Raw genomic sequence first — 20,953 nt, 5'->3', positions numbered from 1 at the left:
AACAAACGGGAGTGGGCAGGATGGGACCGATTACCCGGCGAAGTTTGGTCACGGGCGCCACCGCCATAGCCGCGCTGGCGCCGCTGCCCTTGCGCGCGGCGTCTCCAACGCAACCCCAGGTGGGGCGCTATCGCGGCATGCGCGAGGAAGGCGTCATGGCGTTCAAGGGCATCCGCTATGGCCGCGCCAGCCGCTTTGCCCGCGCCGTGGCAGAGCCCTTCACCGGAGAGACCGTGGATGCCACGCGGTTCGGACCGGTCTGCCCGCAGCGCGGCATGGCAGACGCGCCGCAAAGCGAGGATTGCCTATTCCTCAACGTGTGGACGCCCGAGGCGCACCCGCGCGCTAGCCGCGCGGTCATGGTCTATTTTCACGGCGGTGCTTATGCCAATGGCTCCGTCACCGATCCGTTGACCCACGGCGGGCGGCTCGCGGCCGGTGGCGATGTGGTGGTGGTGAGCGTCAACCACCGCCTGGGACCATTGGGCTATGCCTGGCTCAAGCCGCTCGATCCGCGCTTTGCCGATAGCGGCAATCTGGGACAACTCGATCTGATCCTGGCACTGCAATGGGTGCGCGATCATATCGCCGCGTTCGGCGGTGATCCCACGCGGGTCATGGTCTTTGGCCAATCGGGCGGCGGAGCCAAGATCGCCACGCTGATGGCCATGCCAGCAGCCAAGGGCCTGTTCCACGCCGCCGCGACGATGAGCGGGCAGCAAGTCCAGGCCAGCGGCCCGATCCATGCCCTGGCGCGTACCCGCGCGCTGATGCAGCGGCTGGACGTCAGCGACGTGGAGTCCTTGCGAACGCTGCCGATCGCACGGCTGATCGAAGCACTCGATGCCACCGATCCGATCATGGGTGGCAGTGTCTATTTCGGCCCGGTGCTGGACATGACGAACCTGCCACGCCACCCGTTCTGGCCCGATGCGGCGCCACAATCGCTGGGCGTGCCGATGATCCTGGGCAATGTGCGTGATGAAACGCGCGCGTTCCTCGATCCGCGCGGCCCCAAGCTGGCCGGACTTTCGTGGGACAATTTGCCTGCGCGCATTGCGGCCGAAGTGAAGATCGACCTCGATCCGCAATGGGTGGTGGCGCAATACCGTGCCCAAGCGCCGACGTGGAGCGCGGAGCAGGTCTATTACGCCGCCACCACGGCCGGGCGTTCCTGGCCGGGCCAAGTGATCGAGGCCGATGCCCGCGCGGCGGCCGGCGCGTCGCAGACCTGGGTCTATCAGCTTGACCGCCCTTCCCCACGCGATCCCTTGCGCGGCGCGGCGCATACCGACGATATTCCCTATGTCTTCGGCACGCTCGATGCACCGGGCAGCTATTCCGGCACCGATGCCGCTGCCCGCAAGCTGAGCGCGACGATGATGGCGGCCTTTGCCGGGCTGGCGCGCGGCGGGCGGCCCGGTGGGGCCGGGTGGGGCTTGCCCGATTGGGCGCCCTATCGCCTGCCGCAGCGCGCCACGATGGTGTTCGACGACGCCCCCCACATGGCCGACGACCCGCGCGGCTGGCAGCGCCGGATCTGGGCCACGGCGCCTTATGTGCAGCCGGGCAGCTGATGTGCGAATCACTCGCACGCAGCCCGGCCAAAGCGCCGAGACGGCGCGCAAAAACCGCTTTCCCGGCGATGTGAATTCAGATTAAATTATTGCTTTATCGACTATTTTCTTCATCCAACGGTTTGCAACGGGGTTCTTGACAGGGGCATGATCGTGCTGCAAAACATATTGTAATGACACCGGTTACCTTTCCTCGCTTGCTGGCGGGGAAACGTCACCGAAAACAATGAGCCCGGTCCAACTTCCGGGCGATCCGCCGTGCGCGGATGGGAGTAGTGTTGCCGGATCGATGCAAGCCATTGCGTGCATTGTTGACACCGGTATCATCCAGCCTCACGGGCTGAGAGGGGATGTTACGATGCGCAAGAATGTTTCCCGAGTTTCGACGCTGAAGATCGCGCTGTTCGCCGGCAGCGCGCTCGCCCTGCCGCACGGCGCCCAGGCCCAAGCGGCGCCGCAGGACGCCGCGCCACCCGCTGCAGAGGCAGCCGCGCCCGGCACCGGCGAAGACCAGACCCCGGCGATCATCGTCACCGGCTTTCGCCAATCGCTTCAGGCCGCGCTGAATGTAAAGCGCAATTCGGTCTCGGCGGTGGATGCCGTCGTGGCCGAAGACATCGCCAAGTTCCCCGACCAGAACATCGCCGAATCCCTCCAGCGCATTCCCGGCATCTCGATCCAGAAGGATGGCGGCGAAGGCCGCGCAATCACCGTGCGCGGGTTGGGCGCCCAGTTCACCCGCGTGCGCGTGAATGGCCTGGAAACGATCACCACTTCGTCCGACGGCGCCTCGGCCAACCGCGATCGCTCGTTCGATTTCAACGTCTTCGCTTCGGAACTGTTCAGCAGCCTGGTGGTGCACAAGACGGCCGAGGCGAGCCTTGACGAAGGCTCGCTGGGCGCGGTGGTCGATCTCAACACCGGCAATCCACTGGCGGGCAAGACCGGCCTGACCGCGGTGCTCAACGTGCAGGGTTCGTACAACAGCCTGTCGAAGAACGTCGGCCCGCGCGTGGCCGGGCTGCTGTCGTGGAAGAACGACGCCGGCACGCTGGGCGTGAATGTCTCGGCCGCCTATTCGCACACCGATACGCTGGAAAGCGGCAACAACACGGTGCGCTGGTCGCAGGCCTATTTCAATTCGGTCAACGGCACGCCGTGCTTCTATTCGGTGGCGGGCGACACCGGCGGTACGGCGGTCAACAGCGGCGGTTTCTATCGCCCGTCGACCGCTTGTGATGCCGCCGCCCTGTCGTTCCACCCGCGCATTCCGCGCTATGGCGTGGTGGAGCACGATCGCCGCCGCCTGGGCCTGACCGGCTCGATCCAGTTCGAGCCCAGCACCCACACCAAGATCTCGATCGACGCGCTCTATTCCTCGTTCAAGGAAGACCGCAAGGAAAAGTGGCTGGAAGTGCTGGCCCGCTCCAACGAGCGCAGCTTCAACGTGGTCAACCCCACGTATGACAGCAATGGCAACATGGTCAGCGGCACGTTCAACAACGCCTATGTCCGCACCGAAAGCTATTTGCGCCAGTCGCAGACCAAGTTCTACCAAGTGGGCGCCACGTGGGACCAGGACGTTTCGGACAGCTTGCGCTTCACTTTGCTGGGCGGGTTCTCGCAATCCGATGCCGATATTCCGGTGGAAAGCACGATCGCCTACGATAGCAAGGGTGCCAACGGTTTCACGTTCGATTACAGCAACATGAAATCGCCCGTGCTGAGCTATGGCATCGACGTGACCAACCCGGCGAATTTCCAGCTGGCCGAAATCCGCGATCGCCCGTCTTACGTCACCAACAAGTTCAAGACCGTGCAACTGCGCACCGAATGGGATGTGACCAAGGGCTTTACCGTCAAGCTTGGCGGGATGTGGCGCCGCTATAACTTCCAGACCCAGTTGTGGACGCGCGACACCGTCGCCTGTTCGGGCAATGGCAAGCCCGACCTGATCCTCGGCACCACCACCTGCTCGTCCAGCGTCTATGGCCTGCCCGTCACCTCGAGCATTTCCGACCTCGTCAGCCTGGGCGATTCCGGGCAACCGGGTGGCACCACCTCGCAATTCCTCGCGGCCAATATCGATGCGGCCTCGGCCTATACCAAGCTTTATGGCCGCACCGCGGTGGAAGACCTCGGCTCCAACCGCCAGGTGCAGGAAACCACGTCGGGCGGATACCTGCAGTTCGACGTGAAGGGCGATCTGCTCGGGCTGGAATATGCCGGCAACGCGGGGATCCGCTATGCCCACACCGACCAGCGCTCCACCGGCTATACCGCAGGGGTCGCGGCCACGGTGGGCCGGACCTATGACGACTGGCTGCCTTCGTTCAACATCGCACTCTATCCGCATCGCGACGTGATTCTGCGCGGCGCCATCGCCAAGGTCATCACCCGGCCTTCGCTGGGCAATCTCAACCCCGGTGGTTCGGTCGACGGGTTCAACTATCGCGTCACCTTCGGCAATCCGTTCCTCAACCCCTATCGCGCCACCAATTTCGACGTTTCGGCTGAATGGTATTTCGCGCCGCAGGCGCTGATCTCGGTGGCCGGGTTCATCAAGCAGATCGAAAGCTTCCCGGTGGCGGGCACGTATGTTGCCACGCTGCCGCAACTGGGCCTCGATCGTTCGGTTCTCACGCCCAGTTCGCCGGCCTACATCAACTATGATCCGGCCCAGGAATACATCGTTTCCTCGCAAGTCAACGGCACCGGTGCGACGCTCAAGGGCCTGGAAATCGCGCTGCAACTGCCCTTCCCGTTCCTGCCCGGCTTCCTCAGCCACACCGGGTTCCAGGGCAATGCCACGCTGATCAAGAGCGATGCCGATTACACCATCACCGGCCCGGCGGTGAGTGCCTGCACCCGCAACACGGCGGGCGCCTGCACGCTGGCCGGGGTTTCGGCGATCTACAACCAGACCCTGCTCAACGTGTCGAAGAAGGCGTGGAACGCCACGCTCTATTATGACGACGGCAAGTTCAGCCTGCGCGGTTCGGTCAGCTATCGCGGCCCGTTCGTCGATGGCACCAGCGCCACGGGCAACGTGTTCGAAGGCTATGGTTCGTACACCAGCGTCGATGCGGCCGTGCGCTACAAGATCCGTCCGTGGCTGGAACTGTCGATCGACGGCAACAACCTGACCGATGCCTATCGCTATCGCTTCACTGACCAGACCGCCCAGCGGAACTATGAAAACAACCACTATGGCCGCACCATCCTGTTCGGCGCCCGTGCCAAGCTGTGAGGTAACGCCAGGGAGACACTGCCCATGACGCTTTCCCGTCGCGCTCTGGTGGCCCGGACGCTTGCGGGGGCAGCATGGGCAACAGCCCGGCCGGCGATGGGGCAAACCCCACCGCCGGCTGGGCCACGTGGTGTTCCGCCGGGCCTCCCCCAGCCGGTGGAAACGATCGACCTGTGGCCAGATGGCGCCCCCGGCCATCTGGCCGCTCCCTTGATCGAAACCGTCAACGAGCGATCGAGCGATACCCTGGTCAACGATCGCGCGGTGCTGGGCATCACGCGCCCGCGCCTGGCCGTGTTCCGGCCGGATCGGCCCAATGGCGCGTGTGTCATGATCACGCCGGGTGGCGGCTATCGCTGGGTTGTGGTGGACAAGGAAGGCTATGAGATCGGCCGCTGGCTGGCCGCGCGCGGCTTCACGGCCTTCGTTCTGTTCTATCGCCTGCCGGGCGAAGGCTGGTCTTCGGGGCCCGATACCGCCCTGGCCGATGCACAGCGCGCCATGCGCTTGATCCGCCACCGCGCGCGCGATTATGCGATCGATCCCGAACGCGTGGCCGCGATGGGGTTTTCGGCCGGCGGCCACGTCTGCGCCGATCTGGCGGCGCGCTTTGCCCAACGCGTCTATCCCCAGCAGGATGCGGCCGATGCACTGTCGGCCCGGCCGCACAGCGCCGCGCCGATCTATCCGGTGGTCAGTATGGACCCGGCCATTGCCCATGCCGGCTCCCGCACCCTGCTGCTGGGCGCCAAGCCCACGCCGGCACTCCAGGCCGCGCATTCGCCCGACGCTTGCGTACCGGCCGATGCGCCCCCGCATTTCCTCTGCCATGCCGAGGATGACGACGTGGTGCCGGTGGAAAACACCGTGCGCCTGCGCGCCGCGCTCAAGGCACGTGGCATTCCGCTGGAAATGCATCTCTTTGCCAACGGCGGCCACGGCTTTGGCCTGCGCCGCGCGATCGGCAAGCCGGTGGAGGCCTGGCCCGACCTGTGGCGCGCCTGGGCGGCAACGGTGGGGCTGGCCTGACACCGCCTTTGTGCGCATAGAACAGGGATGACCGATCCCAGCCCCCTGCCCGGCGCGGACCACGCGCGCCACGCCGAACCCACGATCGAGGATGTCGCGGCGGCAGCCGGGGTGTCGATCCGCACGGTTTCGCGCGTGCTCAACAAGTCTCCCAAGGTCAACGCGCAGACACGCGAACGGATCGAGGCGGCAATTGCCGCACTGCACTTCCGCCCCAGCCTGCGCGCCCGCGCGCTCGCCATGCGGCGCTCGTTCCTGATCGGGCTGATCCACAACGATCGCAACGCACTGGTGCTCGATTCCATCCAGCGCGGCATCGTTTCGGTCACCGCCGAGCAAGGCTATGAACTGATCGTGCACTCCACGCCGCTGGCAGGAGACGCGGCGATCGCGGACGTGATTGGTTTTGCCGGCCGATCGCGGGTGGATGGGCTGATCGTGCTGCCGCCGATTTCGGGGGTGGCGGGCCTAGCGGGCGCACTCGACGGGGCGCAAGTGCCGGCGGTGGCGGTCTCATCGGTGCCGCTCGATGGGTTTGCCGGCGTGATCCTGAGCGACGAGCGTGGGGCCGGCGCGCAAGTGGCACGCCACTTGCTGGACCTGGGCCATCGCCGCCTCGGCCTGGTCAACGGCCCCACCACCATGGCCTCTGCCCGCGAGCGGCGCGCCGGCTTCATCGGCGAAGCGGCCGGCACGGCCGATGCCAGCGTGGCCGAGACGGCGGGCGACTATGGCTTTGCCTCTGGCATGGCGGCCGCGCAAGCCTTGCTGGCCGGGCCGGATCGCCCCACCGCGATCTTTGCCGCCAACGACATCATGGCCGCCGGCGTGCTCAAAGTGGCAGCGCGGATGGGCCTGGGCGTGCCAGACCAGCTTTCCGTCGTCGGCTTTGACGGCAGCATGCTGGCGCAGATGCTCACCCCGGCGCTAACCTCGGTGCTGCGCCCGTTCGATGCCATCGCGGCCGCCGCGACCCGCCACCTTATCGCGCGGATCGAAGGCACGGCCCTGCCAGCGCCGTTCCACCCCACGCTGGCGATCGTGCCGGCCGAAACGACTGGTCCGGCACCGAAAAGCTGATCAGGGCAGCCGCCCCTCCTCCAGCGCCGCATGCGCGTGCGCCACGGCATCGACGAAGTCTTCGTCGTGGCCCAGCGCGCCGAACACGGCCGGCATCGCCAGCACCGCGCGCCAATCGGGCGCGCGGGCCAGGAGTTCGCCCGCCAGGGGATCGGTGATCGGGCGGCCATCGCGCGCCGCAGCCGCCAGAAAGCGCAGCCAGGCCGCGATCGGCACGGCCAGCCGGTCGATCGGGCGGCCCGCGTCGAGCGCGTCCTGCACTGTGCCGAGCAGGCGATAGGGCAGCTTCTGCGAGCCATCCCAGGCAATCTGCGCCAACAGGTGCCGGATCGCCGGATTGGCAAAGCGCGCCAGTACATCGCCGGTGTACCCCGCCAGGTTCAGGCCCGGCGGCGCCTTGACCGACGGGGCGATATCCTCGCGCATCAGCCGTTCCACGAACGTGGCGAGCGCCGCATCCTGCATCGCCTGGGCCACCGTTTCATGCCCCAGACCCAGCCCGAGATAGGCCAGCGAGGAATGCGCGCCGTTGAGCAGGCGCAGCTTGGCCGCCTCGAACGGGCGCACATCTGCCGCAAAGGTCGCGCCCGCCAGGTCGAGCGCGGGGCGCTCCCCGGCAAAGCGATCCTCGATCACCCATTGCGTGAAGCGTTCACGCTGGATCGGCCAGGCGTCTTCCAGGCCGGTTGCCGCGGCCACCTGCGCGCGCAGCGCATCATCGGTGGCCGGCGTGATCGAATCCACCATGGCATTGGGAAAGCGCACGTGATCGCCGATCCAGCGCGCCGTTTCGCCATCCACCGCCTGCGCCAGCGCCAGGGTGGCGGCTTCCAGCTTGCGCCCATTGTCGGTCACGTTGTCACACGACAGCACGGTCACGCCCGGCAGGCCGGCGGCGCGCCGCGCGGCCAGGCCCTGCACCAGCCAGCCGATGAAGCTGGCCGGTACCCAGCCCGGCCCGCCAGCCGCCGCCAGGTCAGCGGCAATGGCCGGATGGGCAAAATCCAGCGCGCCATCGCCGCCCAGGCAATAGCCCTTTTCCGTCACCGTCGCGCTGATCACGCGGGTATCGGCATGGGCCAGCGCGGCCAGGATCGCGGCGGGCGCCGCGCCGGTAAGCACCTGACCGATGCTGCCGATCACGCGGTAATCGGTCTGTGCATCGAGCAAGGCCAGCGTGTAGAGCCCGCCCTGTGGGTTCAGCGCCTGGGCCACGCCCTGCGAATGCAGGCTGACTCCGGTGATGCCCCAGCGCGGATCGCGGGCCAGCAAGGTGTCGAACGCGGCGGCCTGGTGCGCGCGGTGAAAAGCGCCGGGGCCGAAATGAACCACGCCCTGGCGTACCATGGTGCGGTCATAGGCCGGGCGCGCCACCTCGGCAGGCACAAGCTGCAGCGTTTCGGGGGAGAGCCGCATCAGCCCTGCCCTTCCGGCGTGGGCAGGCCATAGGCGCGCCGCACCAGCCCCGTGGTCAATTCCACGATCAGTTCGGCCGCTTCCCAATCGGCCAGGCGGTGTTCGGCCACCAGCCGCGCGAGGAAGCCGCAATCGATCCGCCGCGCCACGTCATGCCGCGCCGGGATGGAAAGGAACGCGCGCGTATCGTCGTTGAAACCGACGGTGTTATAGAACCCGGCGGTTTCCGTGGTCATTTCGCGGAACCGGCGCATGCCTTCGGGGCTATCGTGGAACCACCAGGCCGGCCCCAGCTTGAGGCACGGATAGTGCCCGGCCAGCGGCGCCAGTTCGCGGGCATAGGTCGTTTCATCCAGCGTAAAGAGGATGACCTTGAGCGCCGGTTCGTTGCCGAACAGATCGAGCATCGGGCGCAGCGCCTCGACATATTCGGTGGCGCGGGGGATGTCGGCGCCCTTGTCACGCCCGTGGCTGGCAAAAAGCTGCGCATTGTGGTTGCGCGTGGCGCCGGGGTGGATCTGCATGGTCATGCCATCCTCCAGGCTCATCCGCGCCATTTCGGTCAGCATCTGAGCGCGGAACAGCTCCGCCTCTGCCGCATCGGACCGGCCAGCCATGACTTTGGCAAACAGCGCCTCGCATTCCGCGCGCGAAAGATTGGCCGTGCGCGGGGTGAGAAAGCCGTGGTCGGTGGCGGTTGCACCCATCGCGCGGAAATCGGCACGGCGCCGGCGGTGCGCGGCGAGATAGCCGGTCCAACTCGTCACGTCCTCTCCGCTCAATTCGGCAAAACGCGCCATATCGCGGGCAAAGGCATCGTGTTCGGGATCGATCACCGAATCCGGGCGATAGGTGGTGACCACATTGCCCTGCCAGCCAGATGCCCGGATGGCCTTGTGGTGCGCCAGATCGTCGGCCGCGCCTTCGGTGGTGGCGAGCAGTTCGATATTGAAGCGTTCGAACAAAGCGCGCGGGCGAAACGCCGGGCTGGCCAGGCTCTCGCCGATAACGTCGTAATAATGGTCCGCGCTCGTTTCATTGAGCGTTTCGGTAATCCCGAAGACCTCGGCAAAGACATGGCCCAGCCACATCGCCGAAGGCGTGCCGCGAAACAGGTGCCAGTGGCTGGCAAAGGTGCGCCAGGCCGCACGCGGATCGGTATCGGGCAGCACGCCACCCTGGCGCGGCACGCCCAGCGCATCGAGCGACACGCCTTGCGAATAAAGCATGCGGAACAAGTAGTGATCGGGCGCGAGCAGCAGTTCGGTTGCGTTGGCCCAGGGCGCATCGCTGGCAAACCATTCCGGGTCGGTGTGGCCATGCGGGCTGATGATCGGCGCCTTGGCCACCAGGCCATAGAGTTCGCGCGCAATCGCCCGCGTGGCGGGATCGGCGGGAAACAGGCGATCGGGATGAAGGTCGAGTCTGGGCATCGAAAAAGCCTCTTGCATGCGGCGAAAGGGGCTCTAGCCGGTTGTGCCAGCGCTGGCAACAGTGTATCCCAGCGGCATGACCGAGGCCCTCACCACCCTTCCCGATGCCCTGCAGATCGCCCCGCGCGATGATGTTGCCGTGGCGCTGCGTCCGCTCGACGCGGGCGAGACAATTGCCGTGGGGACCAGCCGCGTGGTGTTGCGCGATGCCGTGCCGCCGGGGCACAAGTTCGCGCTGCACTCCCTCTCGGCAGGCGCCCCGGTGCACCGTTATGGCGCGCGCATAGGCCTGGCGACCCAGGCGATCGCGGCGGGCGAGCATGTGCACAGCCACAACCTGAAGACGGCACTGGGCGGGGAACTGGCCTATGCCTTTGCCCCCCACGCGGATACCGCGCCCGTTGCGCCGGGGGATGCGCCCACGTTCCTGGGCTTTGCCCGCGCCGATGGCAGCGTGGGCACGCGCAACGAGCTGTGGATCCTGCCCACCGTGGGCTGCGTAGGCCGGCTGGGCGAGCGCCTGGCGCAGCGCGGCCAGGGCATGGCGGCGGCCCTGCCCGGCGCCGCTATCGATGGCGTCCATGCGTTCAACCACCCATTTGGCTGTTCACAACTGGGCGCTGACCTGGATGGCACGGCCGCGATCCTGGCGGCCCTGGCGATGAATCCCAATGCCGGCGGCGTGCTGCTGCTCGGCCTCGGCTGCGAATCCAACCAGCTCGATGCGCTGCTCACGCGCATTCCGCCCGAACGGCGGACGCGCCTGCGCGTGCTGCGAGCGCAGAGCGAGGCCGACGAATTTGCCGCCGGGCTTGGCCATATCGAGGATCTGCTGGCGGTGATGGCGCAGGATCGGCGCTCGCCGGTGCCGCTTTCCGCGCTGCGCTTGGGCGTGAAATGCGGCGGGTCTGACGCGATGAGCGGGTTGAGCGCCAATCCCTTGATCGGACGGATGACCGATGCCGTCACCCAGGCCGGGGGCGCGGCGATCCTGACCGAAATTCCCGAAGTGTTCGGCGCGGAAACCCTGCTGCTCGAACGCGCGACCAGCGCCGAGGTGTTCGATCGGCTCTCCACCCTGGTCAACCGCTTCAAGCGCTATTTCCTCGATCATGGAGAGCCGGTTTCGGAAAACCCCAGCCCCGGCAACATTGCCGGGGGCATCACCACGCTGGAGGAAAAGTCACTGGGCGCGGTGCAAAAGGGCGGCCAGGCCCCGGTTACCGACGTGATCGACTATGGCCAGACACTCAGCCACCCTGGCCTCACCGTGCTGGAAGCGCCGGGCAACGATGCGGTTTCCACCACCGCGCTGGCCGCGGCCGGCGCCACGCTCACGCTGTTTTCCACCGGACGTGGCACCCCGCTGGGCAGCCCGGTGCCGACGATGAAGATCGCCTCGAACACCGCGTTGGCCCGGCACAAACCCGGCTGGATCGATTTCGACGCGGGCCAGGCGCTCGACATCGGCATGGACGCCGCGGCGCAGGCCCTGCTCGCTCGCATTATCGCCGTGGCCAGCGGCGAACCGGCGCGCAACGAAGCCAACGACGAACGCGCCATCGGCATCTGGAAACGCGGCGTGACGCTTTAGGTTTTTGTCATCGCGCTTTAGAAAATGGGCCGGCTCAACGACAGCAGCGCCGCCGCTTCGCGCACGTGGCGTTCCCAGGTGCTGCCGGCATAAGGCGCGCAGGCAAAGCTCACGTTCAGCCGGTCATCGCGCAGACCATCGACCCAGCGTAGCGCCACGCTGCCGCCCGCATCGCTTTCTGGGGCGGTGCAGCCCGCGTTGCCCGAAACCGCCTTGATCCCCAGCGGCCGATCGCCATCCAGCGCGGCGATGAAGGCATTGGCGTTCCGTGGCCGGGTCTTGGTCGGCGTGCGGCGATAGACCCACTTCTGGTGGATCATGTCCCAGTTGCCGCGCTCGATCAGCACTTCGCCCGTGGGCGAGACCGAAAGCCTGACCGTCTCGCAATCCTTGCATTCCGACGGCGGCGACACCGTCACCACGACCGTGGAGACAGCAACCGGCGGGGGCGACGGCGGTGGGGGTGGCGGCGGTGGCGGGGGATCGGGCGAGCGGTTCACGACGATGGGCGCGGCTTCCGGGACCGGCTCGGGCGCAGGAGGCGGCGGCGCAACCGGTGCGGGTGTCGCAGGCGGTGTATAGGCGGGAGCGGGAGCGGGAACGGGAGCGGGCGCAGGCGCCGGTACTGGAGCGGGTGCGGGAGAAGGCGCCGGTTCGGGTGGCGGAGCGGCCAGCGGCGGGCTGACCGGAGCCGACGCGGGAGGCGTGGGTTCGGCATCAGCGGCCGGCGGTGGCAGTGGTGCGGTTTGGGTTTGGGTTTCTGTCTGGGTTTGGTCCTGTTCCGGTTCAGCCTGCGGGGCCGGCGCGGCAGGTTCTGCCCGGGCCCTGGCCGGCATCGCGCGGCGCGCGGCGGCTTCGTGGTGGAACAGCGCCGGCCCGCAGCCTTGCAGCGCGAGGGCCGCAACGCAGGCCGTGCCCGCCAGGAAAACACGCACCGAGGACTTCAACATGATGGGATCCCGACCAAGAACAACCGCGCGATGGGGGAATCCCCTGTTCCCGCGCGCATGCTCTTATCGCGCCTCGATCGCGCCGGGTATCCCCCCTTGCCGATTTTTCGATATGTCGCCAAGCCTTGCGGGGATGCCGCGGTGCCTCAGGCCGCCAGGCCTGCATAACGATCGAGCTTGGCCAGCGGTTCTTCGGGCCAGCGCGACAGCAGCACCAGGCGCTTGTGGCCATGGCCGATCGCCAGTTCATCGGTCACGCCCATGCCGCCGTGGAACTGGATCATGTCGTGGCCCAGCGCCAGCGAGACTTCGCTGATGAAAGCGCGAGCCCCGGCCACGGCATGGGCAAAATCGTGCGCGTGCGACGCTGGGTCACCGCCATCGCCGCTTCCCACCAGGGCCAGGTTGAGCAAAGCCTTGGATTGTTCCAGCGCGCAATAGTGCGCCACCATGCGATGCTGGATCGCCTGGAAACGGCCCAGGGGCGTGTTGAACTGGCTGCGCGTGCGCAGATATTCCAGCGTCTCGTCAAAAATGCGCTGCATGACGCCCACCGCCTCTGCGGCGCGGGCCAGATCAGCCAGCGGCATGACCTGGTCGAGCAGGGCAAGCCCGCCACTGAGCGCGTGATCGGCGGGGACGGTGACGCCATCAAGCGCAAGATGCGCGGCCACGCTGCCATCGATCATCCGCCACGGCGTGAGCGTCAGGCCGGGGACATCGGCGGGTACCAGGTAAAAACCCACGCCATCGCTGCCGCCGCTTGTGGCAGTTCGTGCGCTGACGACAAAGGCGTCGGCGCCCACGCCCGCTGGCACGCAATGCTTGATACCGGAAAGGCGCACGGTTCCCGGCCCGGCTTCGCTGCGCGTTTCCACCCATGCTGCATTGCCGCGACTCGATGGCTCGGCGTGGGCCAGCGCCACGCGACGGGTGCCGGTCGAAAGCCCCTCGCGCCAGGCCGCAGCCAGGTCTTCGCCCGCACCGGCCAGCAAAAGCCGTGCGCCCACGAGCACGCTTTCGGTCAGCGGCTCGGTCACCAGGCCGCGGCCGAGGGCGCCAAACAGCGCCACGATCGCTCCCGCTTCCAGGTTCATGCCCCCGTCGCGCTCGTCCAGCGGCGCCGCCATCAGCCCGAATTCAGCGAGCAAGTCCCAGTTTTCCTGGGAAAAACCCTGCGGATGCGCCTGATAGGCACAGCGCCGCTCGATATCATAGCGGTCGGCCACAAAGCGATCGGCCAGGTCGGCCAGCATGGTTTCTTCTTCGCTGCGCTCGAAATTCATGGGTTTTGCTCCCTCGCCAAGCGATCTAGCACTACCGACAGGCCAACCACGCTGCGAAAAAGGCTAGGAAGGCTCACAACGCCCGATCAAAAGAAGGCAAAAGAGATGGTCCTGGAGATGGATGCCCCAAGCCTGGAATGGGTTGATGCCGTGCGTATCACGGCGCCAGATCAGATCCGCCGCGCGGCGCAAGCGCTCGATGCGCTCGCCCGCAGTTGCGGATTGCAAGCCGCGCCCGCGCACAACATTGCCGACAAGCGCACGCCGATGGACGCCGATGGCAGCGTGCTGGCGCGCGACGTGTTCGGCTGGACCAACGAAAAGGCCTGGTGGCAGAACCCACGCATCGCGCTGGATTCGCCGATAACCACGGCCTGCCGCTTTGAAAGCGAGCCGTTCTGGATGAACGAGAAGGGCTGCCACACCCGTGCACCCAACCGCTATCTCGCTGCGATAGACCTCACCAACTTCGAAACCCGGGCGATGACCCGCGCGGCAATCGTCGTGCCGGTACACCTGCCCTTTGGCCAGATCGGCGCGGTCTCGTTCAATCCGCTGGACCAGTCGCTTACCGATCTTGGCCCGCTGTTCCGCCGCTATGGCGATATCTTCGGCCTGGTCGGGCGCACGTTCATCACCAGCTATGTCAACACGATGGGTTCGCTTCAGGCCTTGCCGCCAGGCTCGCGCCTGTCGAAGCGCGAGGTGGAGTGCCTCCGCTGGGCGGCAATCGGCAAGACCGACCTGGAAATCAGCATGATCATCGGCCGCAGCCGCGCCACGGTGCGCTTCCACATCCACAACGCCTCGATCAAGCTGGACGCGGTCAACCGCAGCCAGACCGTCTTCAAGGCGGCCCAGCTCGGCTACATTTCGCTCAACAAGTAGGCGTGCAGCATTTCCGCAGCATAGCGCGCGTCGTTTCGGCGCGGCGTGGCGCCGTGCCCGGCACAATTGCGCCGTTTCCCCTGCCCTTTTGATTGGCCCTAGCGTTTTGAAGAGTCGCCAGCAGGGGCACCGGCGGGCTTTATCGGGAAAGCGGAATCACAACAGCGCCCGCATTGTCAGGAGAGGAAAACTTTGCCCCAGCCCGCCGCCCTGTTCATGCCCGAAGCGCCCTTGCGGCTGATGGGTGGGCGCGAGCGGGATAGCGGGCGCATCGTGTTTCCCGCTCCCGCGGCGCCGGCGTTCGAACCGATCGCGCTTTCGCCGTGCGGCACGCTGTGGTCTTACACCATCCAGCGCTTTCGTCCGAAAAGCCCGCCTTATGCCGGGCCGGAAGACTTCACCCCCTGGGCGCTCGGCTATGTCGAGCTGCCCGGCGAAGTAATCGTGCAGGCGCGCCTGGTGGATGTGGCGTTCGACGCCATTCGCATCGGCATGGATCTGGTGCTGACCCGCGTGGCGCTTGATGCGCAGGCCGCAACGCCGTTGTGGCTGCCCGCGTTCCGCCCGGCGGAGGCAGCGGCATGAGCGCGGCCGTCGAGATCGTGGGGATCGGGATCCATCCGTTTGGCCGCACCGAAGGGCGATCCGGCCTCGAACAGGGCGTGCTCGCCGTGCGCGCGGCGTTGGCCGATGCCGGGGTAGAGTGGCGCGATATCCAGTTTGCCTATGGCGGATCGGATGCGGCCGGCAATCCCGACTCCATGGTCTCGCACCTGGGGCTGACCGGCGTGCAGTTCATCAATGTGCGCAACGGCTGTGCCACCGGCGGCTCGGCGCTGTTTTCGGCGCAGATGGCGATCCGTTCGGGCGAGTTCGAGCTGGGCCTTGCGCTCGGCTTCGACAAGCATCCGCGCGGCGCGTTCAATGCCCTGCCGGCGGAATACAACCTGCCCGAATGGTATGGCGAAGCCGGCTACATGGTCACCACGCAGTTCTTTGCCGCCAAGATCATGCGCTACATGCACCTGCACGGCATTTCGCGCCGCACGCTCGGCCTGGTGGCGGAAAAGGCCTTTGCCAACGGCGCCCATGCGCCCCACGCCTGGCGGCGGGAGCCGGTGGCGCTCGACACAATTCTCGATGCGCCGATGGTGTCCGATCCCTTCACCAAGTTCATGTTCTGCTCGCCGGGCGAAGGCGCCGTGGCGCTAGTGCTGGCGAGCGAGCGCAAGGCACGCCAATTGGGCGCCGCACCCATCCGCCTGGCCGCGGCCACCATGCGCACCCGCCCGCCCGGCAGTTTCGAAGTCTTCGCCCCCAGCATCGATATCGGCGGCGGCACCGCAACGGCCACGCGCCTGGCATCGGCTGCTGCGTTCGAGGCGGCGGGCATCGGCCCCGCCGAGATCGCCGTGGCGCAGTTGCAGGACACCGAAGCGGGGGCAGAGATCATGCACATGGCCGAGAACGGCTTTTGCCCCGATGGCGCGCAGGAGGAATGGCTGGCGCAAGGACGGACGCGCATCGATGGCACCCTGCCGGTCAACACCGATGGCGGATGCCTTGCCTGCGGGGAGCCGATCGGCGCTTCTGGCCTGCGCCAGGTTTATGAAAACGTTGTGCAATTGCGTGGCGCGGGCGGTGGGCGGCAAGTGCCGGGCAGCCCACGCACGGCCTACAGCCATGTCTATGGCGCCCCCGGCGTCTCTGCCGTCACCATTCTTCAGAAATAGCCCCGATGGACCTTGATCTCTCTCCCCAAGACCTGGCGTTCCGCGACGAAGTGCGCGCGTTCCTGGCCGAAAACCTGACAGCGCAGATCCGCGATGGCGCCGCCGCCACGCCATCGGTGTTCGTGGAGCCCGACATCGGCCAGGCGTGGAACGCCGTGCTGCACAAGCAGGGCTGGCTCGCCTATCAATGGCCCAAGGAATACGGCGGCACGGGGTGGAGCCCGGTGCAGCGCTACATCTTCGAAAAGGAATGCGCCGAAGCCGGCGCGCCCAACCTGACGGTGCTGGGCCTCAAGCTCGTGGCCCCGGTGATCTACACGTTTGGCACGCCCGAACAGAAGGCGCATTATCTGCCGCGCATCCTCTCGGGCGAGGATTACTGGTGCCAGGGCTTTTCCGAGCCGGCGAGCGGATCGGACCTGGCCAGCCTGCAATGCCGCGCCGTGCGGGTCAGCGACGAACGCGGCGAGCGCTATGTCGTCAACGGATCGAAGATCTGGACCACCCATGCCCATTGGGCCAACCGCATGTTCTGCCTGGCGCGCACCGATGCCAGCGCGCACAAGAACGCGGGCATTTCGTTCCTGCTCATCGACATGAACCAGCCGGGCATCTCGGTGCGCCCGATCCTGACGCTGGCGGGCGATCACGAAGTCAACCAAGTGTTCCTGGAAGACGTGGAAGTGCCGGTGAGCGACCGCGTGGGGGCCGAGGGCGATGGCTGGAAACTGGCCAAGTTCCTGCTGGAAAACGAACGCGGCGGTTCGTGCCACGCGCCCAAGCTGGCCTATGACTTGCGCCGGATCGAGGCCGACGCTGTCAGCCAGAGCGATGGCCACGGCGGCACGATGGCCGGCAACGCCGAATGGCGCCGGCGCGTGGCGCGCATCCGCCTGGGGGTGGAATCGCTCGAAATGATCGAGCTGAAGATCCTTTCGGAAATCGCCCATGGGCAAAAGCCGGGGCCGCAAACCTCGCTGGTCAAGCTGCTGGCCTCGAACCTGCGGCAGGATATCGACCTCTTGGCGATGGACTTGCTCGGCCTGGCCGGGCTGGAACTGGAACGCCAGCGCCCGCTCTATGGGCCCGGCGCCCCTGTGCCGGTGCATGGCGGGCAAAGCCAGGTCGCTGCCGCGCGCTATCTCAACAGTCGTGCCTGGACGATCTTTGGCGGCACCAACGAGGTGCAGGCCGGGATCATCGCCAAGACCGTGCTGCATCTTTAAGCCATGAACAGGCAAAACAGAACCGTCGGGAGTCGGGAATGCAACTGAGCCGGGAAGCCCTGCTGAACGCCTATCGCGCGATGAAGACCATCCGCGAGTTCGAGGAAAGGCTGCACGTGGAAATCCAGACCGGCGAGATCGCCGGCTTCACCCACCTCTATTGCGGGCAGGAAGCCGTGGCGGTGGGCGTCTGCGCGCATCTGGGCACGCAGGATCGCATCGTTTCCACCCACCGTGGCCATGGCCATTGCCTGGCCAAGGGCTGCGACGTGGAAGGAATGATGAAGGAAATCTGGGGGAGCCGCGAGGGCCTATGCAAGGGCAAGGGCGGCTCGATGCACATTGCCGACGCCGACAAGGGCATGCTGGGCGCCAATGGCATCGTCGGCGCCGGCGCGCCCATCGCGGTGGGCGCGGCGCTGGCCAGCCGCGCCGATGGCCCCGGCCCCGATGGCCTCAACGTGGCCATCGCCTTTTCCGGCGATGGCGCCTGCAACCAGGGCACCACGTTCGAGGCGATGAACCTCGCCGTCGTGACCCAGGCGCCATGCATCTTCGTGTTCGAGAACAACCACTATTCCGAACACACCGGCTTTTCCTATGCCGTGGGCACGGCGCAGGACATCGCCAGCCGGGCGCAAGCCTTTGGCATGAAAGCCTGGCGTGCCGACGGCACCGATTTCTTTGCCGTGCACGACACCATGCGCGAGGTACTGGCCCACGTGCGCGCCGGCGGCGGGCCGGTGGCGGTGGAATTCGATACCGAGCGCTTCTTCGGCCATTTCGAAGGCGATCCGCAGCGCTATCGCGGGCCGGGCGAACTCGATCGCATCCGCGCCGAGCGCGATTGCCTCAAGCGGTTTCGCGCGGCGGTTACGGCAGCAGGCCTGCTTGACCATGCCGAGATCGACACGCTCGACACCGAGGTGCTGGACGCGATCGAGGCAGCGGTGGCCGCCGCGCGCGCCGCCGCGCGCCCCACGGCCGAAGACGTGCTGGCCGACGTCTACATCAGCTATTGATCGCGGGGAGCGGATACGATGACCAAGATGATGTACCGCGATGCCGTGCTTTCCACCATTATGGAGGAAATGGCGCGCGACCCCGATGTGGTGGTGCTGGGCGAAGACGTGGTGGGCGGCATGGGGACGGCCGGTGGACCCGAAGCGATCGGCGGGATCTGGTCAACCTCTACCGGCCTTTATGACCGGTTTGGCCCCACCCGCGTGATCGACACGCCGATTTCGGAAAGCGCGATCATCGGCGCGGCGGCGGGCCTGGCACTATCGGGCAAGCGGCCGGTGGCCGAACTGATGTTTGCCGACTTCATCGGCGTGTGCCTCGACCAGCTGTGGAACCAGATTGCCAAGTTCCGCTATATGTTCGGCGGCAAGACGCGCTGCCCGGCGGTGATCCGCATGGCCTATGGCGCGGGCTTCAACGCCGCGGCCCAGCACAGCCAGTCGGTCCACCAGATCCTGACCGGCATGCCCGGCCTCAAAGTGGTGATGCCAGCCACCCCGGCCGATGTGAAAGGCCTGCTGCGCACCGCCATCCGCGACGATGATCCGGTGATCTTCCTGGAGCACAAGGCGCTTTACGCGACCAGCGGCGAAGTGCCCGACGACCCGGACTTCATGATCCCGTTCGGCCACGCGCGCCTCACCCGCGCGGGTGGCGACGTGACGATCGTCTCGACCGGCCTGCTGCTCGGCATGTGCGAGGCGGCGGCCGACCGCCTGGCTGCCGAGGGCATCGGCTGCGACGTGATCGACTTGCGCACCACCAGCCCGCTGGACGAGGAAGCCATTCTCGACAGCGTGGAAGTGACCGGCCGCCTGATCGTGGTGGACGAAGCGCCGCCGCGCTGCGGCCTGGCCGCAGACTTGCGCGCGCTGGTGGCGGAAAAGGCGTTTTCCAGCCTCAAGGCGCCGCCGCTGCAGGTTACCCCGCCGCACACCCCCATCCCGTTCGCGCGCGAGCTGGAGAGCGCGTACTTGCCCTCGATCGACAAGATCGAGGATGCCGTGCGCCGCGTTCTGGCCTGGCGCTGAGGAGGGCCGCATGCCTGACATCCGCCCCTTCTGTATGCCCAAGTGGGGCATCGAGATGACCGAGGGAACCCTCGCCGAATGGAAGCTGGAGGAAGGCTCGGCCTTTTCCCGTGGCCAGCTTCTGTGCCTGATCGAAACCGCCAAGATCACCAACGAAGTCGAAGCCGAATGGGATGGCGTGCTGGCCCGCGTGCTGGTGCCCGCCGGGGGGGACGCGCAGCCCGTTGGCGCGCTGCTCGCCGTATTGGCCGAACCGGGCACGAGCGCGGCCGAGATCGATGCGTTCATCGCTGCTTTCCGCCCGGCCGAAGCCAGCGCCGCCGCGCGTGGTGGCGCCGCGCCTGCCGCAGCGCCGGCCCCGGCAGCGCAAGCTCCGGCGCCCCAGCCCCCGGTCACCAAGCCCTTGCTCACCAACCGCGCCATCAGCCCGGAAGCGCGCAAGCTGGCCGAGGCAACCGGGCTCGACATCGAGCCGATCACCGGACCGGGCCGCGATGGGCGCATCACCTTGCAGGACGTGCAGCAGGCATTGCGTGCGCCGGCCATCCCCGCGCTGCACGGCACGCTCGCCGTGGTGGAGGAAGACGCCAAGGTCTTCGCCTCCCCCCTCGCCCGGCGGCTGGCCGCCCAGCACGGCATCAGTCTTGTGGGCGTAAAAGGCTCTGGCCCGCGCGGCCGCATTGCCAAGGCCGATGTCCTCGCCCTGATCCCGGCGCCCGCTGCGCCCGCGCCCTTTGCCCTGGTGCCCAATCCGCCAGTGGTGGCGCCGTTCGATCGTGTGCGCAAGGTGGTGGCCCAGCGCCTGACGCAAGCCAAGCAGCAGATTCCCCACTTCTACCTGCGCTCCAGCGCGCGGCTGGATGAACTGCTGGCCCTGCGCAAGACAGCCAATCTCGTTCTTGGCAGCAAGGCCACGATCAACGACTATCTGGTGCGCGCCACCGCGCTGGCCCTGGCGCAGCATCCCGATGTCAACGTGCAGGTGCACGGTGAAAGCGTGCACCGCTTTGCCCATGCCGATATCGCCATCGCCGTCGCGAGCCCCAAGGGCCTGGTCACGCCGATCGTGCGCCAGGCCGATCGCCAGCCCATCGCCGCCATCGCCACGGCCACCCGCGCATTGATCGACAAGGCGCAGGCCGGCAAGCTGGCGTTCGAGGACATGGATGGCGGCACGTTTTCCATCTCCAACCTCGGCATGTTCGGGGTGGAGGAATTTGCCGCGATCATCAATCCACCCCAGGCCGCGATTCTGGCGGTGGGCGCGGCGGCGCGCACCCCTTGCGAATTGCCCGGCGGCGGCGTTGGCTTTGAAACGCGGCTGGCGCTCACGCTCTCGGTAGATCACCGCGCCATCGACGGCGCAGCGGGCGCGGCGTTCCTCGCCACACTCAAAGACCTGCTCGAAACCCCCGAGCGCCTGTTTGCCTGACTTTC

16 protein-coding genes are annotated in these 20,953 nt (G+C 67.0%); 12 read left to right on the top strand and 4 right to left on the bottom strand.

Features of this window, described 5'->3' with window-relative positions:
• Positions 1-20 precede the first annotated feature (20 nt).
• The 4 genes from FHT19_RS12270 to FHT19_RS12255 all read left to right on the top strand — a co-directional run bounded on the left by FHT19_RS12270 (position 21) and on the right by FHT19_RS12255 (position 6,936).
• Positions 21-1,577 carry a carboxylesterase family protein gene (locus FHT19_RS12270; RefSeq protein ID WP_169475341.1) on the top strand — a complete coding sequence of 519 codons (1,557 nt, stop codon included), beginning with the start codon at positions 21-23 and terminating at the stop codon, positions 1,575-1,577.
• A 358-nt stretch (positions 1,578-1,935) separates the two neighbouring features.
• On the top strand, positions 1,936-4,827 hold the full coding sequence (locus tag FHT19_RS12265; RefSeq protein ID WP_168557327.1) for a TonB-dependent receptor: 2,892 nt from the start codon (positions 1,936-1,938) through the stop codon (positions 4,825-4,827).
• Between the two features lie 24 nt (positions 4,828-4,851).
• Positions 4,852-5,856: an alpha/beta hydrolase gene (locus FHT19_RS12260; protein ID WP_169475340.1), complete on the top strand. Its 1,005-nt coding sequence runs from the start codon at positions 4,852-4,854 to the stop codon at positions 5,854-5,856.
• A 27-nt stretch (positions 5,857-5,883) separates the two neighbouring features.
• Complete coding sequence (locus tag FHT19_RS12255; protein ID WP_169475339.1) at positions 5,884-6,936, top strand: LacI family DNA-binding transcriptional regulator; 1,053 nt, start codon at positions 5,884-5,886, stop codon at positions 6,934-6,936.
• Here FHT19_RS12255 and FHT19_RS12250 read toward each other — a convergent pair whose 3' ends face one another.
• Both FHT19_RS12250 and uxaC read right to left on the bottom strand, forming a co-directional pair.
• Positions 6,937-8,352: a mannitol dehydrogenase family protein gene (locus FHT19_RS12250; protein WP_169475338.1), complete on the bottom strand. Its 1,416-nt coding sequence runs from the start codon at positions 8,350-8,352 to the stop codon at positions 6,937-6,939.
• Positions 8,352-9,785, bottom strand: a complete 1,434-nt coding sequence (uxaC, locus tag FHT19_RS12245; RefSeq protein ID WP_169475337.1) for a glucuronate isomerase — start codon at positions 9,783-9,785, stop codon at positions 8,352-8,354. The genes FHT19_RS12250 and uxaC overlap by 1 nt, the downstream gene beginning before the upstream one ends.
• Before the next feature lie 76 nt (positions 9,786-9,861).
• On the opposite strand from uxaC, the gene FHT19_RS12240 reads away from it, so the two are divergent.
• A complete protein-coding gene (locus FHT19_RS12240) occupies positions 9,862-11,379 on the top strand; it encodes an altronate dehydratase family protein (RefSeq protein ID WP_169475336.1) in 1,518 nt (505 codons plus the stop codon).
• Positions 11,380-11,396: 17 nt separating this feature from the next.
• On the opposite strand, the gene FHT19_RS12235 is transcribed toward FHT19_RS12240, so the two are convergent.
• Positions 11,397-12,329, bottom strand: coding sequence for a hypothetical protein (locus tag FHT19_RS12235; RefSeq protein ID WP_169475335.1), 933 nt, complete (start codon positions 12,327-12,329; stop codon positions 11,397-11,399).
• A gap of 146 nt (positions 12,330-12,475) precedes the next feature.
• Positions 12,476-13,615, bottom strand: coding sequence for an acyl-CoA dehydrogenase (locus FHT19_RS12230; protein WP_169475334.1), 1,140 nt, complete (start codon positions 13,613-13,615; stop codon positions 12,476-12,478).
• A gap of 117 nt (positions 13,616-13,732) precedes the next feature.
• On the opposite strand from FHT19_RS12230, the gene FHT19_RS12225 reads away from it, so the two are divergent.
• From FHT19_RS12225 to FHT19_RS12195, 7 genes are all read left to right on the top strand, one after another.
• Positions 13,733-14,503 (top strand): LuxR C-terminal-related transcriptional regulator, encoded by a 771-nt coding sequence (locus FHT19_RS12225; protein WP_168557561.1) that lies wholly within the window; start codon positions 13,733-13,735, stop codon positions 14,501-14,503.
• Positions 14,504-14,695: 192 nt separating this feature from the next.
• Entirely contained in the window at positions 14,696-15,088 is a 393-nt protein-coding gene (locus FHT19_RS12220) for an OB-fold domain-containing protein (RefSeq protein WP_348981784.1), read from the top strand.
• Positions 15,085-16,236, top strand: a complete 1,152-nt coding sequence (locus FHT19_RS12215; RefSeq protein ID WP_169475333.1) for a thiolase family protein — start codon at positions 15,085-15,087, stop codon at positions 16,234-16,236. Before FHT19_RS12220 ends, FHT19_RS12215 begins: the two co-directional genes overlap by 4 nt.
• Positions 16,237-16,241: 5 nt before the next feature.
• On the top strand, positions 16,242-17,462 hold the full coding sequence (locus tag FHT19_RS12210; RefSeq protein ID WP_169475332.1) for an acyl-CoA dehydrogenase family protein: 1,221 nt from the start codon (positions 16,242-16,244) through the stop codon (positions 17,460-17,462).
• Positions 17,463-17,500: 38 nt separating this feature from the next.
• The gene (locus FHT19_RS12205) at positions 17,501-18,484 is read left to right on the top strand and encodes a thiamine pyrophosphate-dependent dehydrogenase E1 component subunit alpha (protein ID WP_169475331.1); all 984 of its coding nucleotides are present in this window, start codon (positions 17,501-17,503) and stop codon (positions 18,482-18,484) included.
• Between the two features lie 18 nt (positions 18,485-18,502).
• Positions 18,503-19,516, top strand: a complete 1,014-nt coding sequence (locus FHT19_RS12200; RefSeq protein ID WP_168557337.1) for an alpha-ketoacid dehydrogenase subunit beta — start codon at positions 18,503-18,505, stop codon at positions 19,514-19,516.
• A 10-nt stretch (positions 19,517-19,526) separates the two neighbouring features.
• Positions 19,527-20,948 carry a 2-oxo acid dehydrogenase subunit E2 gene (locus FHT19_RS12195; RefSeq protein ID WP_169475330.1) on the top strand — a complete coding sequence of 474 codons (1,422 nt, stop codon included), beginning with the start codon at positions 19,527-19,529 and terminating at the stop codon, positions 20,946-20,948.
• Positions 20,949-20,953: the final 5 nt, after the last annotated feature.

Source organism: Novosphingobium sp. SG919, assembly GCF_012932495.1.
Classification (GTDB): domain Bacteria; phylum Pseudomonadota; class Alphaproteobacteria; order Sphingomonadales; family Sphingomonadaceae; genus Novosphingobium; species Novosphingobium rhizosphaerae.
This window is presented reverse-complemented; position numbering and strand designations above follow the sequence as displayed.

What these genes read in the sequence shown, in the direction of transcription:
- FHT19_RS12270 (WP_169475341.1), top strand. Translation starts at nt 21, where the DNA reads ATGGGACCGATTACCCGGCGAAGTTTGGTCACGGGCGCCACCGCCATA.
- FHT19_RS12265 (WP_168557327.1), top strand. Translation starts at nt 1,936, where the DNA reads ATGCGCAAGAATGTTTCCCGAGTTTCGACGCTGAAGATCGCGCTGTTC.
- FHT19_RS12260 (WP_169475340.1), top strand. Translation starts at nt 4,852, where the DNA reads ATGACGCTTTCCCGTCGCGCTCTGGTGGCCCGGACGCTTGCGGGGGCA.
- FHT19_RS12255 (WP_169475339.1), top strand. Translation starts at nt 5,884, where the DNA reads ATGACCGATCCCAGCCCCCTGCCCGGCGCGGACCACGCGCGCCACGCC.
- FHT19_RS12250 (WP_169475338.1), bottom strand. Translation starts at nt 8,352, where the DNA reads ATGCGGCTCTCCCCCGAAACGCTGCAGCTTGTGCCTGCCGAGGTGGCG.
- uxaC (WP_169475337.1), bottom strand. Translation starts at nt 9,785, where the DNA reads ATGCCCAGACTCGACCTTCATCCCGATCGCCTGTTTCCCGCCGATCCC.
- FHT19_RS12240 (WP_169475336.1), top strand. Translation starts at nt 9,862, where the DNA reads ATGACCGAGGCCCTCACCACCCTTCCCGATGCCCTGCAGATCGCCCCG.
- FHT19_RS12235 (WP_169475335.1), bottom strand. Translation starts at nt 12,329, where the DNA reads ATGTTGAAGTCCTCGGTGCGTGTTTTCCTGGCGGGCACGGCCTGCGTT.
- FHT19_RS12230 (WP_169475334.1), bottom strand. Translation starts at nt 13,615, where the DNA reads ATGAATTTCGAGCGCAGCGAAGAAGAAACCATGCTGGCCGACCTGGCC.
- FHT19_RS12225 (WP_168557561.1), top strand. Translation starts at nt 13,733, where the DNA reads ATGGATGCCCCAAGCCTGGAATGGGTTGATGCCGTGCGTATCACGGCG.
- FHT19_RS12215 (WP_169475333.1), top strand. Translation starts at nt 15,085, where the DNA reads ATGAGCGCGGCCGTCGAGATCGTGGGGATCGGGATCCATCCGTTTGGC.
- FHT19_RS12210 (WP_169475332.1), top strand. Translation starts at nt 16,242, where the DNA reads ATGGACCTTGATCTCTCTCCCCAAGACCTGGCGTTCCGCGACGAAGTG.
- FHT19_RS12205 (WP_169475331.1), top strand. Translation starts at nt 17,501, where the DNA reads ATGCAACTGAGCCGGGAAGCCCTGCTGAACGCCTATCGCGCGATGAAG.
- FHT19_RS12200 (WP_168557337.1), top strand. Translation starts at nt 18,503, where the DNA reads ATGACCAAGATGATGTACCGCGATGCCGTGCTTTCCACCATTATGGAG.
- FHT19_RS12195 (WP_169475330.1), top strand. Translation starts at nt 19,527, where the DNA reads ATGCCTGACATCCGCCCCTTCTGTATGCCCAAGTGGGGCATCGAGATG.